18 protein-coding genes and 2 tRNA genes are annotated in these 16,756 nt (G+C 54.2%); 5 read left to right on the forward strand and 15 right to left on the reverse strand.

The genetic code is table 11. The features are described 5' to 3' along the window. The first annotated feature begins 527 nt into the window (after positions 1 to 527). Positions 528 to 1,115, forward strand: a complete 588-nt coding sequence (locus tag N8E88_RS20980) for a hypothetical protein (RefSeq protein ID WP_262295342.1) — start codon at positions 528 to 530, stop codon at positions 1,113 to 1,115. Beyond that, a complete protein-coding gene (locus N8E88_RS20985; RefSeq protein ID WP_262295343.1) occupies positions 1,112 to 1,495 on the forward strand; it encodes a hypothetical protein in 384 nt (127 codons plus the stop codon). Before N8E88_RS20980 ends, N8E88_RS20985 begins: the two co-directional genes overlap by 4 nt. A 739-nt stretch (positions 1,496 to 2,234) precedes the next feature. Here N8E88_RS20985 and N8E88_RS31885 read toward each other — a convergent pair. The 4 genes from N8E88_RS31885 to N8E88_RS20995 all read right to left on the reverse strand — a co-directional run bounded on the left by N8E88_RS31885 (position 2,235) and on the right by N8E88_RS20995 (position 4,566). Continuing rightward, a complete protein-coding gene (locus tag N8E88_RS31885) occupies positions 2,235 to 2,576 on the reverse strand; it encodes a Rap1a/Tai family immunity protein (protein WP_410010669.1) in 342 nt (113 codons plus the stop codon). Positions 2,577 to 2,614: 38 nt separating this feature from the next. Then, positions 2,615 to 2,956 carry a Rap1a/Tai family immunity protein gene (locus N8E88_RS31890; protein WP_410010670.1) on the reverse strand — a complete coding sequence of 114 codons (342 nt, stop codon included), beginning with the start codon at positions 2,954 to 2,956 and terminating at the stop codon, positions 2,615 to 2,617. A 285-nt stretch (positions 2,957 to 3,241) separates the two neighbouring features. Next, positions 3,242 to 3,318, reverse strand: a tRNA-Arg gene (locus tag N8E88_RS20990). Between the two features lie 78 nt (positions 3,319 to 3,396). Continuing rightward, positions 3,397 to 4,566 (reverse strand): M20 aminoacylase family protein, encoded by a 1,170-nt coding sequence (locus N8E88_RS20995; protein WP_262295344.1) that lies wholly within the window; start codon positions 4,564 to 4,566, stop codon positions 3,397 to 3,399. Between the two features lie 161 nt (positions 4,567 to 4,727). Here N8E88_RS20995 and N8E88_RS21000 point away from each other — a divergent pair, with 161 nt between their 5' ends. Beyond that, the gene (locus tag N8E88_RS21000) at positions 4,728 to 5,840 is read left to right on the forward strand and encodes a D-alanyl-D-alanine carboxypeptidase family protein (protein WP_262295345.1); all 1,113 of its coding nucleotides are present in this window, start codon (positions 4,728 to 4,730) and stop codon (positions 5,838 to 5,840) included. After that, positions 5,840 to 6,979: a CobW family GTP-binding protein gene (locus N8E88_RS21005; RefSeq protein WP_262295346.1), complete on the forward strand. Its 1,140-nt coding sequence runs from the start codon at positions 5,840 to 5,842 to the stop codon at positions 6,977 to 6,979. Before N8E88_RS21000 ends, N8E88_RS21005 begins: the two co-directional genes overlap by 1 nt. Here N8E88_RS21005 and N8E88_RS21010 read toward each other — a convergent pair whose 3' ends face one another. From N8E88_RS21010 to N8E88_RS21025, 4 genes are all read right to left on the reverse strand, one after another. Beyond that, positions 6,980 to 7,204: a sulfurtransferase TusA family protein gene (locus N8E88_RS21010; RefSeq protein ID WP_262295347.1), complete on the reverse strand. Its 225-nt coding sequence runs from the start codon at positions 7,202 to 7,204 to the stop codon at positions 6,980 to 6,982. It lies immediately after the preceding gene. A gap of 34 nt (positions 7,205 to 7,238) precedes the next feature. Continuing rightward, the gene (locus tag N8E88_RS21015) at positions 7,239 to 8,504 is read right to left on the reverse strand and encodes a hypothetical protein (protein ID WP_262295348.1); all 1,266 of its coding nucleotides are present in this window, start codon (positions 8,502 to 8,504) and stop codon (positions 7,239 to 7,241) included. Between the two features lie 276 nt (positions 8,505 to 8,780). After that, on the reverse strand, positions 8,781 to 9,056 hold the full coding sequence (locus N8E88_RS21020; protein WP_099997835.1) for an HU family DNA-binding protein: 276 nt from the start codon (positions 9,054 to 9,056) through the stop codon (positions 8,781 to 8,783). Between the two features lie 203 nt (positions 9,057 to 9,259). Beyond that, complete coding sequence (locus tag N8E88_RS21025; RefSeq protein WP_262295349.1) at positions 9,260 to 10,201, reverse strand: LysR family transcriptional regulator; 942 nt, start codon at positions 10,199 to 10,201, stop codon at positions 9,260 to 9,262. A gap of 163 nt (positions 10,202 to 10,364) precedes the next feature. On the opposite strand from N8E88_RS21025, the gene N8E88_RS21030 reads away from it, so the two are divergent. Beyond that, positions 10,365 to 11,318 (forward strand): ring-cleaving dioxygenase, encoded by a 954-nt coding sequence (locus N8E88_RS21030; protein WP_262295350.1) that lies wholly within the window; start codon positions 10,365 to 10,367, stop codon positions 11,316 to 11,318. A 38-nt stretch (positions 11,319 to 11,356) separates the two neighbouring features. Here the strand turns inward: N8E88_RS21030 and N8E88_RS21035 are convergent, their stop codons facing one another. The 7 genes from N8E88_RS21035 to xerD form a co-directional block, all read right to left on the reverse strand. Then, a complete protein-coding gene (locus N8E88_RS21035) occupies positions 11,357 to 12,904 on the reverse strand; it encodes a VOC family protein (RefSeq protein WP_262295351.1) in 1,548 nt (515 codons plus the stop codon). 200 nt (positions 12,905 to 13,104) lie between these two features. Further along, positions 13,105 to 13,254, reverse strand: a complete 150-nt coding sequence (locus tag N8E88_RS21040) for a DUF1127 domain-containing protein (RefSeq protein ID WP_106666964.1) — start codon at positions 13,252 to 13,254, stop codon at positions 13,105 to 13,107. A 170-nt stretch (positions 13,255 to 13,424) separates the two neighbouring features. Further along, positions 13,425 to 13,871, reverse strand: coding sequence for a low affinity iron permease family protein (locus tag N8E88_RS21045; protein ID WP_262295352.1), 447 nt, complete (start codon positions 13,869 to 13,871; stop codon positions 13,425 to 13,427). A gap of 110 nt (positions 13,872 to 13,981) precedes the next feature. Continuing rightward, a tRNA-Arg gene (locus tag N8E88_RS21050) sits at positions 13,982 to 14,058 on the reverse strand. Between the two features lie 127 nt (positions 14,059 to 14,185). Then, positions 14,186 to 15,139, reverse strand: coding sequence for an acetyl-CoA carboxylase carboxyltransferase subunit alpha (locus tag N8E88_RS21055; protein ID WP_262295353.1), 954 nt, complete (start codon positions 15,137 to 15,139; stop codon positions 14,186 to 14,188). Between the two features lie 139 nt (positions 15,140 to 15,278). Beyond that, positions 15,279 to 15,713 (reverse strand): hypothetical protein, encoded by a 435-nt coding sequence (locus N8E88_RS21060; RefSeq protein ID WP_262295354.1) that lies wholly within the window; start codon positions 15,711 to 15,713, stop codon positions 15,279 to 15,281. Positions 15,714 to 15,825: 112 nt separating this feature from the next. Next, on the reverse strand, positions 15,826 to 16,752 hold the full coding sequence (gene xerD / locus N8E88_RS21065; RefSeq protein WP_262295355.1) for a site-specific tyrosine recombinase XerD: 927 nt from the start codon (positions 16,750 to 16,752) through the stop codon (positions 15,826 to 15,828). Positions 16,753 to 16,756: the final 4 nt, after the last annotated feature.

The following is a 16,756-nucleotide window of genomic DNA, read 5'->3' on the forward strand; positions in this document are numbered from 1 at the left end:
TCGATGCCTACGGGGATTCTTGACCACGACAGCGGGGCGAGGTCGCACAACTGTTTCGATAACCTCAAGCCCGTCACCCTCATTGAGAACGGAAGAAACCGAAAGCGTCCTAGCAACAATACGTCGGGTCGTATGGGTGTCATTTGGGATCGATCTAGGTCCCGCTGGCTTGCACAGATTCGGGTCAATGACAGGACGGTCCATCTCGGGAGGTTCCGTCAGTTCGAACTAGCCTGTCAGGCAAGGGAGAGGGGTGAACGAGAGAACGGATTTCACCTCAATCATGGTCGGTCCTAAGCACCGTTTCGGCGCCTCCTGAGCCTCTCCAATTGGGGTCGTTCCAAGTGGAAGATTCTCCACCCCGCACCTACCCTAGCTGACCCCGAAATTTCCGAAAATTACCCCTAAAAAATACAAGCAAATACAGTGGCTTAGAGACCCCTCAAAATCGCTAAGTGGAAGATTCTCGACCACTCATTTCACACATCATTCGACCGACAGAGTCGAAGCCGTAAGGGAACTCCAACATGACCAGTATGAACACCGAACTAATTCCCCCTACTTTGGTGGCGGGGGGCAAGACCTACAAGCGTACGCACCAAGAGAAGAAGGCTATCACCCTGCTCGATTCAGCATTGGAGATTGCCGACATCAAACGCCTCATGTTCGTACGACAGATACGAGCAGCGCTACGCCCGACCGTAGAAGCCAAGAAGCTAATCAAGGCAGAACAACTACGCCGAGCAGGGGGCAACGGTCCAGGTTCGACGACGAAGCCCGAGTTAGACTTCTCCGACATCCTCGAACTTGAGGTACTCCTACGTCGTCGTGATCTAACCCTCGACACGTACCAGCTAGCCCAATTGTCAGCCATGAACCGTAAGGTTCTGAGTGGATATCCTTGGAAAGAGTTCGAGAAGGATAGTGAAGCTTTGTTGCTCATTGAGAACAGCAATCCTGCTGCCCATCGAAGGGCGGAATACGATCACTCCCGAGCATCATCACACGAGTCCTCTTGGCTCTCTGATGAGGAGGCCGAGCAGGAATGTAGGGAACGTGCCGAAGATGATGCCCGCCTAGAGGCTATGATCGCAGAAGAGGAGTACACCCGATGAGCCTCAAACATCATGGGATAGGGGGAGGTACTGTCACGACCTACGCCGCCTTCGATAGATACGGGTTGGTACCTGAAAAGAAACCTGACTCGCTCCGCTCGTCGGAGCAAGAACCCAAGAAGGGCAGTAATCTTCTCCAACTAAGTATAACCCCTTTCAACCTCGAAATCCGAGATGACTGGAGAGTCTACCTCCCGAGAGACGGGAAGGAGTACAGCCTTCAGAAACGAATATATGGAAGATGGATTGAACAGCGGACAGCCAAGAACGCCGAAGACCTCATTCATGGGGTCAGGCTGAAGGTGGGCAGGATCAGTGGATTTGCTGAGTCTCTCCTTGAGGAACTGCCTCCTCTGGGAGTCGAGACGAACCCGACTTAAAAACCTCACCGTAGAGAGGCGTTCTTCGTTTTGGCTAGGTAGGTACCGGACACACCCTAAACGCTGAATTTACCCCGACCCCGGACACCAAAGAAACGCTATCTAGGGGGGCATCCTCGAGATCCACTTATTGTTTGAGGACAGTCCCGGTTCACTACTTGGGACCCAAGATTGTCTGGGCTAGCTTGGACGTTAGAACGAAGCCATTTCAGGAGCCGATCCTAGGTGAGACCCAGACAGTCGCCGAAGGATGCCACTCGACCCGAAAAAAGGGGAAATTATCTAATGATTTCTCGTGCGCGCGCGCCTTAAGTATTTACTTAAGGATAATACCTAGAGAGGTACTTAAAGAACCTCTTATGGAACTCCAATAGTGAACACCCTTGGAGATAAGATACATAAGTATCTCTATTAGAGTTCATAAAGGGTTCTTAAAGGACTTCCTAGAGTACCCTCTTCAAGATGTACCCTTGGAAATAAAATACCTAAGAGGTACCTTAGAGAGTTCTATTCCTGTTACCCTTCTTGTGGTCTTATCGAATAGGCCTCACCGAAATCCGTCTCAAGGGTGGTCGTATAGATAAGCTTCCTTTCTTTGGTCGCCAGCCCGAAGGGCCACACTGTACGATCTTTTTCAGATTTTTGGTCAGGGGCGGTGCTACGAGCGGAGCGAGTAGGAAGTGTTTTTGAATGGGGCTTTGACGAGGGCTTGAAGGGGGCTGTACGATAATGGACGACATCACTGACATGGAAAGGCCGTTGCTATTGCAATCACAGTGATTAGCGATGCGCTCTGATGTCTCATGGAGGGGTGGTCCCTCAAATACACGCAAGTGACGTCCGCTAACTGACTCCCCGTAACGCCTTGCGGTATACACAATGGGAACAACGGAGTGAGTCCTTGAGCTTCAGCTTGTGCCTGTGTGTCGACAACGCCGAGGACGTAGCCTGTCGCTTCGCCTATGATTGGGGTGCAAGCTGCATAGAGGGTGTTTCCAGTCAAATAGGTCGTTCTCGTCGCAGCGTGGGCTCCTGAGACTGACAACGACAGGGCCAAGGCCGTGGCTATTGAGTTTCTCATCCTTGGTCCCCCTTTATTGTGGTTCACCCTTAGTTCCGTCACCTACAAGGGAACGCTTCAGACAGTGATCCTGTCACCAAGATCGCTCCACTCAGGTGGCGGATTTGAGGATTGTTCTTGAGGTACTGACAGACGGTGTCGACAAGCTGCCCTCCCTGAGCCCCTTCTGGAAGACAGAATTTAAATTTGGAACCTTGCCCCAAGTTCATGTCCTCTGCGATTAGCTGCTGATCTGCAACCCCTATGATATACCCGCTGGCTGACAATGGATGAGATAGGCAGAAGTTATGGAGCTTGTTTCCGTCTACGAAAATTCGGGTCTCAGCCTGAGCGATGGTTAGCGTTGAACCTAGAGCAACGACTGACAGTAGAATACGCATATATACCCCTCCCGATTCCCATAATTTCTACGAGAAAATCTTTTCGTGCAATGCACTACCCTATGGTACCCCCGTCACCCCCTCCATACCCCCTTTGAATCCTCTCCCAGCCACAGAATTGCTCGAAAATACCCCTCTTGGGGGTCGAACGAAGGCTAGTTTGAGGGGCAATAGGGGGAGAATCACGACAGGATCAAAGTCCTTCCCGTCATTGTAGGGTCATTACTTATCGAACCGAGAGAGGCTACCCCGCATCTTGTGTCAATCCTAAGTAATTGATTTGTATGGTGATCCCGACTGGATTCGAACCAGTGGCCTACAGATTAGGAATCTGTCGCTCTATCCTACTGAGCTACGGGACCAACTGACCTGACATACTGTTTTTCGCGGCGGTCGCCAAGTCTCAAGATGAGTGGAAATTTTCAGCAGTCCGGTGCCAATCAGGATGACGGGGGGAGAGCGCTTTCAGCCAATTGCACCCAGTAACTGATGCCGTGCGGGATTGCGTCGTCGTTGAAATCATAGGAGGGATTGTGCAGCGAGGCGCTTTCACCATTGCCTATGAAAATAAACGCTCCCGGACGTGCTTCCAGCATGTAGGAGAAATCCTCGCCGGCCATCATGGGCGCGACTTCCTCGTTGACTGCGTCATTTCCAGCGACGCAGCGCGCCGTTTTAGCCGCGAAGTCGGTCTCTTGATCATGGTTGAACGTTACCGGATAGTTGCGGACATAATTGACAGTTGCGGTTGCGCCCAAAGCTCCGGCAAGGCCTTCAGCGATTTCGATCAGGCGCTTTTCGGCAAAGTCGCGCATTTCCGGGCGCAAGGTGCGGACGGTGCCAGCGAGTTCGGCCCTTTGAGGAATGATGTTATGGGCATCGCCGGCATGAAACTTGGTGACGGAGAGAACGACTGAGTCAAGTGGGTCTGTACCGCGCGAGACGATGGTTTGCAGGGCATTGACCAGTTGAGACCCGATAACGATCGGGTCAATCGTCCGGTGTGGTTGCGCTGCATGGCCACCGCGACCTTCGACAATGATGGTGAACTCATCCGTTGCTGCCATGATGGGGCCCTTGCGAATGGCAAACTGACCAATGGGAAGTCCGGGAATATTGTGCATGCCATAGACTTCCGATACGGAGAAGCGCTCCATCAAGCCGTCCTTGACCATTTCACGGCCACCACCACCGCCTTCTTCCGCAGGCTGGAAGATAACCGCGATTGAACCACCAAAGTTGCGGGTTTCAGCCAGATATTGCGCGGCACCCAAAAGCATGGCGGTGTGGCCATCATGGCCGCAGGCGTGCATTTTCCCGTCCGTACGGGAAGCCCAGGGCTTACCGGTAATTTCAGTGAGTGGCAGCGCATCCATGTCGGAGCGCAAGCCAACAGTCGGGCCTTCGCCATGGCGCCCGCGAATGATGCCGACGACACCGGTACGGCCAATCCCGGTCTCCACCGTGTCACAGCCGAATTGGCGCAGCTTTTCTGCAACGAACCGCGCTGTCTTGTGCACGTCGAACATTATTTCGGGGTTCGCATGCAGATGGCGCCTCCATGCGGAAACCTCGTCCTGCATTTCGATCGCGCGATTGAGCAAAGGCATTCGAGGGCAACTCCAAATCCAGGTCTGACATTTCGGTGAACAGAATAAAGGTGTTTTGCCTTTTGCCTGCCACATAAGATAGATAAGGGCATTGCAGCCTGGTGTGAAGCGCGGCTTAACGCCTTTCCGGGTTGTTTATATAGACAGGTCGGATTTCAGAAATGCGGAAAACTGTAGCACTCTTTCTTTCGGGTTGCGTAATAACGATGACCGCTGCATCGGCGGCGCTTGCCGGTGCAAATATTACAGTCGATGCCGGCAACGGCGAAATCCTCTCGCAAGAGGATGCTTTCCAACGCTGGTATCCCGCGTCTTTGACCAAATTGATGACAGTTTACGTGGTGTTCCGGATGATTGAGTCAGGCCAGATTACCCTGGATACGCCAATCAAGATCACTGCGCTGTCCGCCAAACAGCCTCCAAGCAAGATGGGCTACAAAGTTGGCTCCGAGCTGACATTGGACAATGCGCTCAAGATCATGATGGTGAAGTCCGCCAATGATATCGCCATGGCGGTGGGTGAGACGTTGGGCGGTTCTTCAGACAAGTTTGCTGTGCTCATGAACGCCGAAGCCAAGCGTCTGGGCATGACAGGTTCGCATTTCGTTAATCCAAACGGTCTTCACTCGGATGACCATTATACAACTGCGCGGGATCTCGCGATCCTGACACTTCAGTTGCGCCGGGAGTTTCCGCAGTACGCGCATTATTTTGATATTGAAGCCATCGACTATGGCGGCAAGAAACTTCAGCCCAATCTGAACGCGCTTATCGGCCGTTTTCAGGGTGCGGATGGCATGAAGACCGGATTTGTTTGCCCCTCGGGCTATAATCTGATCGGCTCTGCAACGCGCAACGGCAGGACGATCATCACTGTGGTTTTGGGCGAATTGAAGCTGACAACACGGGCGACGAAAGCAGCGGAACTTCTTGCCAAAGGTTTCGAGACCCAGGGCAGCGGCACGACGATCGATACATTACAGCCCTATGGTGCACCCACGCGCGACGTGGCAGTCAACATGCGGCCAAGTGTTTGTTCGAAGGAGGTATCGGGGTCCGATACCTGGGACGGCAAGGACCTCGAAGGGCACATCGTTCAGGGGTCACCTTATATGAAAAGGATGGAACATGAACCGGCAGTGGAAAAAGTTGCGCTGCTGCCGGCGAAGATCAATTCATTGGGGATGGAGTTGAACCGGGTTCCTGTTCCGATGCCGCGGCCAGATCGCTCGTCGCTGACGGACGCGAGTGATGCCTTGAAAGCAGTAAACTGATGTCCGACGCTCCCATACCGGTGTCGGTACTCACGGGCTTTCTGGGGTCGGGAAAGACGACGTTGCTCAACCGGCTGCTGAAGGATCCGGCTCTCTCCGATACGGCGGTAATCATCAACGAGTTCGGCGATGTGGGCATTGATCATCTGCTTGTCGAGAAAGCCAGCGACGGCATTATCGAGCTTTCCGATGGTTGCCTCTGCTGCACCGTACGCGGAGAGCTGATTGATACGCTTTCGGATTTGATCGACCGATTGCAGACGGGAAAATTGCAGCGACTAAAACGGGTCATCATCGAGACGACCGGGCTTGCAGACCCTGCGCCAGTTCTGCATGCCGTTATGGGCCACCCGGTGTTGTTGCAAGCCTTTCGCGTTGATGGTGTGATCACCACCGTAGACGCGATCAATGGCATGGCAACGCTCGACGCGCACGACGAAGCGATAAAACAGGCTGCTGTTGCTGATCGCATCGTTGTAACCAAGACGGATTTGCCGGAAGCCCAAGAAACGCTCCTTGCGCTGCGCGCAAGGCTTGCAGCGTTAAATCCTGGGGCCGACCTGATCGACGTAGCCGACCGGCGGACGGGATACGCGGCGTTGTTCGAATGCGGCGTCTATAATCCAGAAACCAAGACCGTCGATGTTCAGCGTTGGCTAAAGGCGGAAGCCTACCGTGATCGCGAGCATGAACACGCCAAGATCGATCATGGGCACCACCATCATCACGGCGAGGACCATCATCACGACGTCAACAGGCACGACGCAAATATCCGGTCATTCTCGCTGAAGCACGATGCCCCGATATCCCTGCACAGCTTCGATATGTTCCTTGACCTGTTGCGTTCGGCCCATGGTGAAAAATTGCTGCGCGTCAAGGGTATCGTACAGTTGGAGGACGATCCGGAGCGGCCTCTGGTCATACACGGCGTACAGCAGATTTTTCACCCACCGGCACGGTTGGCAGCGTGGCCGGATGGCGTTCGTGAAACGCGCCTGGTGATGATCGTCAAGGATTTGCCGGAGAGCTATGTCAGCCAGCTCTTCAACGCATTTCTTGATCGGCCACAGATCGATATGCCGGATCGTGCTGCGCTCGTTGACAACCCGTTGGCAATTTCCGGTGTCAAGCTAAGCTAGTCAACCGCATTCGATGTGGAACCGGTGTCCGCCGTCGATGCTGAGCGTTTCGATCAGCCTATGACCCTCGGTCAGACAAAAATTAGGCATGTCGATAACAGCTAGCGGGTCGCTTGTTGCAACCCATATGCGGCTGCCAGCGATCATATCCGCAAGCTTCCTGCGGGTTTTGAGCACCGGCAAGGGGCAATTCAGGCCGCGAAGATCGTATATCTCGGCATTCATGATTGCTTTTCCGGCATGATTACTTTTCGGGATGCTAGTTGCCGATAATCTTCCACCAGGCCTTTTTCGCCGGGGCTGGCTGCTCAACGGCAGCTGCAGGAACTTCCGGTGCAATAGCGGCCGTGGTTTGTGGTGCAGGTGCGGATTGTTGCGGGGCTGCCGGAGCTGACGAAGCTGTCGCAGGTGCAAGGGTTATGGGTGCTGGCGCAGCCGAGGCCATGCTCTTTCCCATACGCGTTCTTTTAGAAGCGTCACGCGCTTCCCGTGCCTTGTCCGCTGCGACGGCGGAGGCCAGGCGAACCATGACCTTCGTTGCAGCATCCTTGTCCTGCGGCGAAAGAGACGGCGGTTCTTGCGTCACCCGCTCACCCCGAGCACGGCGAGCGCTCCAGTCAGCAATGATCTTGGCTTCGGCAATACCCTGGATAGAGCGGCTGGGCGGGATGATCTTGCCTTTGCCGACCATTGTAGAGAATGCTGTCTCATAGCTGGTTTGGTACGACTGATACGCCATTTTCAGCGATTCTGGCTGATCGGAAGGCGGACACGTTGCTGTCGCCGCAATCGGTGCATTCGGATCGGACGTGTGGTTGAAGACATATTTCTTCTCGCAGACATCCACCTTCGGCGGTACCTTGGTGATTTCAAAGTGGTCGTAACCTTCTTTCAGGTTCTTCCAGAAGGTATAATTCGGATCATCCTTGTAGCGCGCCATATTGGCTGCGGTCATACGGAAAGGATAGGCCTGCAGCTGGAACGATTCCTGACCACCCTTGAACGCATCCCGGGCAAAAGCGTAAATCTGTGCGACCTGTGCATCGGTCATTGAATAGCAACCTGACGACGAGCACGCGCCATGGACCATTAAATTGGCACCGGTACGGCCAAGGGCGCGGTCCAATGCATTGGGAAACCCTGTGTTGAAAGAGAGATAATAGCTCGATTTCGGATTCATCTGCGCCGGGCGAACTGCGTAGAATCCTTCAGGTGCCTGACGGTCACCCTCGATGAACTTGGGGCCAAGTTTCCCCGACCATTTGCAAATCTGGTAATTCGTGACCATGTCGTAACGGCCATTGTCCTTGCGTTTCCACACTTCAAGGACGTTCTCTTCCTTGAATATGCGGAACATGACTGGCGATGTAAGGCTCATGCCCTTCGCCTTCATGCTCTGGACGAGCTTCTCCGGCAACTGCGTCCCGGCACCATTAGGAGACAGGTCATCGATCGACGAGTTTTGGCAACCCGCTACAAAGAGGGTTAGCATGAATGCCGCAAGGATATGTGCCAGTGTCTTCATTATTGCAGCTGCTACCAGTTCATTAATTGTGTTCGTGAGGGCCCCTGAAGCGTGCGGATCTCTGGTCCGCATATCATAAATGCATCTGTTATAGTTGATAAAGCCTTACTTCACTTGCGCAAAATTGCTCGATTGCACAAACGTCACCTGCAACGAATGCAGGGCGGATTTATGGCAAAGCCCTCTGCTTCCATCTACCGCGATGGTGCCTCGGCACCAGTCAAACAAAAAAGGCGGCGCACCCGCACCGCCTTTTTCGAATTTACGATGAACGAATTAGCCGTTCAACGCGTCCTTCAGTGCCTTTGCAGGCTGGAAAGCAACTTTCTTGGACGCTGCGATTTTGATCGTTGCGCCCGTAGCAGGGTTACGGCCTTCGCGAGCAGCGCGCGACTGGACCTTGAACTTGCCAAAGCCTGGCAGCGAAACTTCATCGCCGGCTACGACGGAATCAGTGATACCCTTAAGAACGCTATCAACAATCGCCTTGGACTGAACTTTTGTAAGACCCTGATCAGCGACGAGCTTTTCAATGAGATCGGACGTATTCATTTTGGCGGTTTCCTCAGTATATTCGTTGATCGGAGGCGTCTGTATGGCACGCGATTCCCGCGCTGTCATCAGTGGGAACGCCCAAAAAGCGGGTTTATACCCAGTGTTTACAGGGTTTTTTTCAAAACCGGCTGTGAAATTCAAGATTACGCTCTGAAGAGGCTTGCAAACCGCGCCAAGTGATTCGGAGGGTGGGACCCCAACTAGAGCCGTTCAACATGGAAAGGATCCATCATTTGCCAGACGGGTGGGTCGCCGATATGGCGAACAAGGTGGTCTACAAACGCTCGAACCTTGGCCGAGACATGCCGTGTAGGCGGATACACGGCGTATATTTTGTAAGGAACCGGCGTCACATCAGGCAGCGCCGGAATGAGAACACCCGCTCGCAGGGCGTCCGCGGCAATGAACATTGGAAGCAGGACAAGCCCAAGACCGGCAATTGCCATGTCGCGCATGGCCTCGCCATTATTGGCAACGATGCGGCCATGCATGGCCACCGAGATTGGGTCATTGGGAGAGGCCGGGTTTTCGAATTGCCACAACTGGCTGGTATTGACGTTTGAGTAGTCGATGCAGGCGAAAGAGCTCAGTTCTTCGAGCCGCTTTGGCAAGCCATTGGCTGCAGCGAAAGCCGGACTGCAGCAAATAATCCTGGCATCAGTACAAAGCTTGCGGGCAATAAGGCTTGAATCCTGGAGGATGCCGATCCGGATGCCGACATCATAACCGCCACGCACCAGATCGACCATGCGATCCTCAAGTTCTACCGCTACTTCCAGATCGGGATATTGCCTGGCGAAGTCGGCAATCATTCGTCCAAGATAAAGCGTGCCGAATGACATCGGGGCGGCAATCCTCAAATTGCCCCTAATGGCGCTATGCCGCTCACCAACGGTATCGGCGGCTTCAACGATCTCCCGAACCAAGGGCCTGATACGCGCGACAAAGTCGCGGGCGTGGTCGGATGCGAGCAACTTGCGTGGCGAACGCTGGAACAGTTCTATGCCCAGTGCACCTTCAAGATCGGAAATGCGCTTGCTCACCACTGATTTCGAAAGGTTGAGGCGCGCGGCGCTCCCTGTGACGCTGCCGGTTTCCATTACGTCGAGAAAAGTGAGAAGATCGTCGAAACGCCATTTCATTGTTTGGTTATAGTGGACGTTAGGCCGATTTGAAACACCCGTATCTCTCCTTCGTTCGTTTTGGTCGAACATAAGTTGCAGAGATCCACTCTTTATCGGCGGCCAGACAACGCAGATATTCACGCCAACGGCGATTATGCCCGAACTAATTCAGGAGGCTTCGATGACCTTACAACTGACAGGTATTCATCATTTGACTGCGATAACGGCAAATGCGCCAGAAAACCTGCGATTCTATACGCAAACGCTCGGTCTGCGACTGGTCAAGAAAACCGTCAATCAAGACGACACTAGCGCCTATCACCTCTTCTATGCAGATGGAGAGGCAGCGCCCGGCACCGATCTCACGTTCTTCGACTGGCCAGTTGGGCCCGAAAGCCGCGGTACGCACAGTATTTCACGTACAGGTTTGCGTGTCGGCAGTAAGGCAAGTCTGCAATGGTGGAAAGCTCGCTTCTCCGAACTTGGCGTAAAGTCTGGTGATATTGCTGAAATCGGTGGCTACGACTCGCTCGATTTTGAAGATGGCGAAGGACAACGGCTCCGGCTCATCAATGATGGCGGCGCTGGAGCGTCGCACCCGTGGGACAGAAGCCCTGTTCCGGCCGAGCATCAGATCCGTGGGCTCGGCCCGATCACCCTCAGCGTGCCCGATATTACCAACACGGAAGCGATCCTTCTTCATGTGATGAACATGCGCAAGGTCAACACTTACCCATCGCCGGATGGTGCCGGGCATGTTCATGTGTTTGCAATGGGCGAGGGTGGCCCCGCGGCCGAACTGCATGTGGCCGTTCAACCAGATCTTCCGGCTGCAAGGCAGGGTGCCGGTGCTGTGCATCACGTCGCGTTTCGCGCGCCGGATGTGCAGCAATTGCATGAATGGACCGAACGCCTGAACGAATTCCGGATGCCCTCGAGCGGTGAGGTGGAGCGCTACTACTTCCGCTCGCTGTACTTCCGCGAACCGAACGGCATTTTATTCGAAATCGCCACGGATGGTCCGGGCTTCACGGTCGATGAGCCCTTGGAGACTCTCGGGGAGGGCTTGTCGTTGCCGCCATTCCTTGAAGGCAAGCGCGCTTCGATCGAAGCAGGGCTCAAGCCGCTGTCGTAATGAAATTGAACAGGCCGGAGAAACTTCGGCCTTTTCTTTTATGCAGTCAGCCATTCCTGGACCACATCGATATCGAGCGGTCCGATTTCATGATCGGCGGACACGGCCTTCACTGTAATATCGGCTCCGGCACTCCGCAGTTCCGCCTCAAGCGCAGGCGCATGCGCTCCAAACAGATCGTGGTCACCGGTGATTGCAAGGACTTCCACCTCACGAAGATCGGCCTTGGGTGTATCCTCAAGCACCTTGGTCGCGCGCAACAGAACTGCATTGCGGATAATGCCCGGATACAGTTGCATCATTGCAGCGAGAAGGTTCGCGCCGTTGGAATAGCCTAAGAAAGTAGTTCGTTGGAAATCCAGGCCGTAGGCCTCGACAGCACCCTCTATAAACGCGGCAAGTGCTTCGGCTTCCGAACGAATGTCCTTTTGATCAAAGCTCAGCGGTCCAAAGCGCCGGAACCAGCGGGCCGAACCCTCTTCCGTGCTGCGTCCGCGTAAACCAATCAAGCTTGCAAACGGCGCAACCTTCGAGGCGAACGGCATAAGGCTGGTCTCGTTGCCGCCCGTCCCGTGCAAGAGGATCAGTGTTTGCCCAATGGTGATTTCCGGGATGTGGACCCGGTGAATGAACGGAAGTTCGCGATAGATGAAACGCTCCTCTTTCGGCAGGCCAAATTGCGGCAGCATTACTTTCAGGTTTTCAGCTTCCTCAGCAAAATGCGGCGGGATAAACAGCCGGGTGCCAAGCTTTTCAGGGGTTTCGTCGATCAGCATGCCGGGGCCGTCGGTAGCCATTTCGAGCAGGGTGCCGCCAGGCTCGCGCACGTAGATAGAATGGAAATATTTCCGGTCATGCAGTGCTGTTGCCGTCATTCCGCGTGCTACCAAGCGATCATACGTTGCCGTTACAGTGGGGATGTCCACAGCGCGAAAAGCAATATGGTCGATGGTGCCGGTTCCGGGTGCCGAGCCCCAGAACCCAGTTGCATCGCGAACGTCGATGCAATCGCCGGACGTTGAAACCATTCTTGTAATCGTTTCAGTTTGCCCGCCTGAAATGTAAGAAAAATAATCTGCAAGGAATGTGCACGTTTCCTGCGGTTTTTCGGTCAGAATCGTCGCGCCGCGGATGTATTTTATCGTATCAGATGCAGGAATTTCGCCACCAACCCAGAGATCGCCGGCCTTTACGGCCTGAGTTCCCACGAGCTTCACGATCACACCGTCGGGATCATGCAAACGCAGCACCGGTTCACCGAATTCCTGTACTGGTCCTGAGGTAGCAACGTTGAATAGCAAGGCACGTGTCAGCCAGAAGCCAATACTATCCGGGGCAATAGCGAGCGAGACTTCGCTTGGCTGCCCGTATCCAACTCGGCCCGGCGAACCATCTTCCCATACGAGAAAGGTAATCAGAGAGCCTGGATTGCCTGACGCGTCCCCATAAAGGAGATGGAGCTGGGTTGCGTCTTCATAACCGCCCGTGCGCTTGACAAGGCGCAGACCGAGGAAGCCAGCATAAAAATCGACATTTGCCTGAACCTTCCGCGTGATCAGGGTGATGTGGTGGATGCCGCCTGTCATGAGTATCTCCCGGCCTGTCAATATTTGACTGTTACGGAGTAGAAAGCAGGGATGCAACGCCTAGAAGAACATCTCCAAAAAACAACACCCACCGCGGGAGGAGCGGTGGGTGCTACTTGTAAAGATCAGCTGGGAGGAGACTGATCTCTAGACCATCCGTGACTTGGGAGGAGAACGTCCCGGAGGTTGATCGAATTTACTTACTGAGCCGAAGCGGCTTTCTTGGCAACGAAAGAGATATCGCCGCGGGAAATGCCAAGGTCATTCAGTTCACGTGCAGACAGGCGGTTCAGTTCCGTGACAGTGTCACGATAGCGGCGCCAGTTATTGTAAGAGCGGATCAGGTTCATTTCACTCACCTTGTAAGTTCTTGTTTGTTTGATCATTTTTCGATCATGCTGCTCATATAGTAGACAGCCTGCCAAACTTGCAGTGACAAGTTTGCATAGCTGCTCTGCAACGAAATGAGGGGTTGACCAAGAGAGCTGATGAGAAAACGGGAAGCTTTCTCCGGTTGAAATCAGGCTTGTGTTTTTGCTTTAGATTTTGGCGTTTTGGATGGTCGACGCGGCTGGGTTGATTTGTCTGTCTTCCGTTCCGCCAACAGCTTGTTGGCCTTTTTTGCAGCCGCTTCGCATCGCTCGCGAAATTGTTCCACTTCTTCTTCCGGCAGGTGCTCGATACCAATAAAGGCATTCCTGGCTTTGCCAACACGAACCAGCTCATCGAGTTTCGCCTGGATGGCTACGCTATCGCGATTTTGCGTGTTCTGGATGAGAAAGACCATCAGGAAGGTGATGATGGTTGTGCCGGTATTGATGATGAGCTGCCATGTGTCGGAAAAGCCGAAGATAGGACCTGTGACGGCCCAAGTAATTACGATCAGACAACACAAAACGAAGGTTAGTGGTTTGCCAGCTGCGAGCGCAACGTGATTGGCGATCCGCGTAAACAATTTGCCAAACATGATGTCCTCCTCCTGAAAAGCAGCGAGGAGATAACTTGATGCCGCGTGAAATGTTCCACGAAGCGCTGCGAAGTACCAAGGGCTATTGGATCGAGAAGACGGTTGAGAAATGGCGCGCCCGAAAGGATTCGAACCTCTGACCCCCAGATTCGTAGTCTGGTGCTCTATCCAGCTGAGCTACGGGCGCGTGCCACAAATGCGCGTTAGTCTGCGCAGCGCGGTTGGTAATCGGTTGAGCTATGAATTGCAAGCTGCTTCGCTCAAAAAACCGCAACTATTTTCACATGGAATGTTGGCTGCGGTTTCTTTGGAGGCTAAAGACTACGGCCGATGGCCAGATATTTATCGCGCCGGTCTTGTCTCAACATGTCACGATCCATGTTGCCCATGGATTTGAGAGCAACATTGATAATGTTGCCTGTTGCCTCGATCGCTGCATCCTTGCCGCGGTGCGCGCCACCCATGGGTTCGGGAATGATGCCATCGATGATCTTCAGTTCATAAAGATCCTGCGCGGTGATACGCATCGAAGTCGCGGCATCCTTAGCCCGGGTGGAATCGTGCCAGAGAATGGACGCTGCGCCCTCCGGTGAAATCACCGAGTAGATGGAATGTTCGAGCATGTAGACACGGTTGGCTGTGGCGATCGCGATCGCTCCGCCGGACCCTCCTTCTCCGATGATAACCGAGACGATCGGCACTTTCAGATTGAGACAAGCGGCAGTCGAACGGGCAATGGCCTCGGCTTGTCCGCGTTCTTCCGCCGCGATTCCCGGAAAGGCACCCGCCGTATCGACGAGCGTAATCACCGGCAAGTCGAAACGGTCGGCCAGATCCATGATGCGCACGGCCTTGCGATAGCCTTCAGGCATGGCCATGCCGAAATTGTGTTTGAGGCGTGTCTTGGTGTCGTTGCCCTTTTCCTGTCCGATAACGGCGACGGCTTGACCATTGAAGCGTGCGAGACCGGCCTGGACGGCGTCATCGTCCGCATAGTTGCGGTCACCTGCCAGTGGCGTGAAATCGGTGAAGAGCTTGGAGATATAATCCACACAGTGAGGGCGATCCGGATGACGCGCAATCTGCGCCTTCTGCCAGGGGGTGAGCTTGCGGTAGAGATCGCGCAACGCCTCGGCGGACCTTTTCTCCAACCGTACGATCTCGTCATTGGTGTCGAGAGCATCGCCTTCCTCGGCAAGCTTTTTCAACTCGAGAATCTTGCCGTCGAGATCAGCAACCGGCTTTTCAAAGTCAAGGTAGTTGTACATGGACGAGGGGTCTGCCTGCAAAACGGTGGGTTTTTCACGACCTAACTGGCTGTTGCCGAGGCGCATGTCAAGGAAGCAAGGTTGAGATCATGCGTTGGTGGCGCATGTTACAGAGGGAATTCCGGCAAAGGGATGGTGGTTATTTGGCGGGGCTCTTGCGTTTCGCCGGCTTGGCGGAGTTTGAGCGTCTTGCGCGTTTTGGAGTCTTGGTGCGCTGCCAACCGATCCATCTGCCTTCGCCTTCATAGTTGTGAAAGCCGCCAGCTGCTGCGATCAGCCCCTGCCGCACTTCGTCTAAATCGAGCCCTGGCATATTTTGCAGGAGAACTGGCGGCAGGTGATCGATGTCGAGCCAAGTCTGGTCAAAATAGATGTGTTCCGGACCGCTTTCGCCAGTTACAGCAAAGAACCAGCGGCCTTCCATGACATCGCCGAACCAGGGATCAGGAAACAGGGAAGGCGCGAAGTCAAATCCAAATGCGGTTACTTCATCCCAGCGCCAGCTTTGCCGCCAATTCATCGTGCGGGTCAAATGGCTGGAGCGGCTGAATCCCGTTTTGTCAAAATGGATCACCTCGCTGTCGGGTTCGACAGACGATGACTCTGACCCGTATAACAATCTCTTCAACAGCCGCCACATGGCCGGTCCGCCAGTTTGCTGGCCCACTCCATCGGTGGGCCAGCATTTAGTCTGCCAGAGGGTGATGCTCCGTGACAAGCTGATGCAGCCGCTCTTCCATCACATGTGTGTAAATTTGCGTCGTCGAAATATCCGAATGGCCGAGTAATTGCTGCACAGCACGCAGATCCGCACCGTTTTGCAAGAGATGGCTGGCAAAGGCATGACGCAAAACATGGGGCGATATCGCCGATGTTTTGAGGCCCGCCCGCGCGGCAAGCCCCTTCAGTTCCCGTGCGAACACCTGTCGTGCCAGAAAGCCGCTTTCCGATATGGCGGGGAACAGCCAGACACTGGCGGAAAGACTAGGCAATGCGTCACGCACCGCCAGATATTTTGCCATTGCGTTGCGCGCCTTGCCGGATAAAGGGACGACACGGTCCTTCGAGCCCTTGCCTCGGACCATGAGGAATCGATTGTCTGAGCGTGCGACCGTTACCGGAAGGCCAACAAGTTCAGAAACACGCAGGCCTGTTGCATAAAGAATTTCGAGCAGCGCATGCAGTCGTAGCGCCTGGAGATGAACGGCACTCGATGATTTTGCGTCGAAGGTCTCGACCTCAGCGCGGGAAAGCAGTTTTTCCACATCCGACTCGCTCAGGATTTTTGGCAGGGCGCGGTCCTTTTTCGGCGTGTCCAGCGTGCTGGTCGGATCGTCGGTGCGAATATTCTCCATGTAGAGAAAGCGGAAGAACTGGCGCAGGGCCGAAAGCCGCCGTGCCTGGGATGTGGCTGCGTAGCCCCGTCCGGCAATGTCGTCGAGATAGGACCGAATTGTTCCGGGTTCTGCAAAGGTCAATTGGATACCTGTTGCAACGCTGAACCCTGCAGCATCTTCCAGATCCCGGCGATACGAATCCAGTGTGTTTTGTGCGGCCCCGCGTTCGGCGCTCATCATTTCAAGGAAGGTCTCTATGGCTGCTGCTGCTCGCATCGGC

It is taken from the genome of Phyllobacterium zundukense (assembly GCF_025452195.1).
GTDB lineage: Bacteria > Pseudomonadota > Alphaproteobacteria > Rhizobiales > Rhizobiaceae > Phyllobacterium > Phyllobacterium zundukense_A.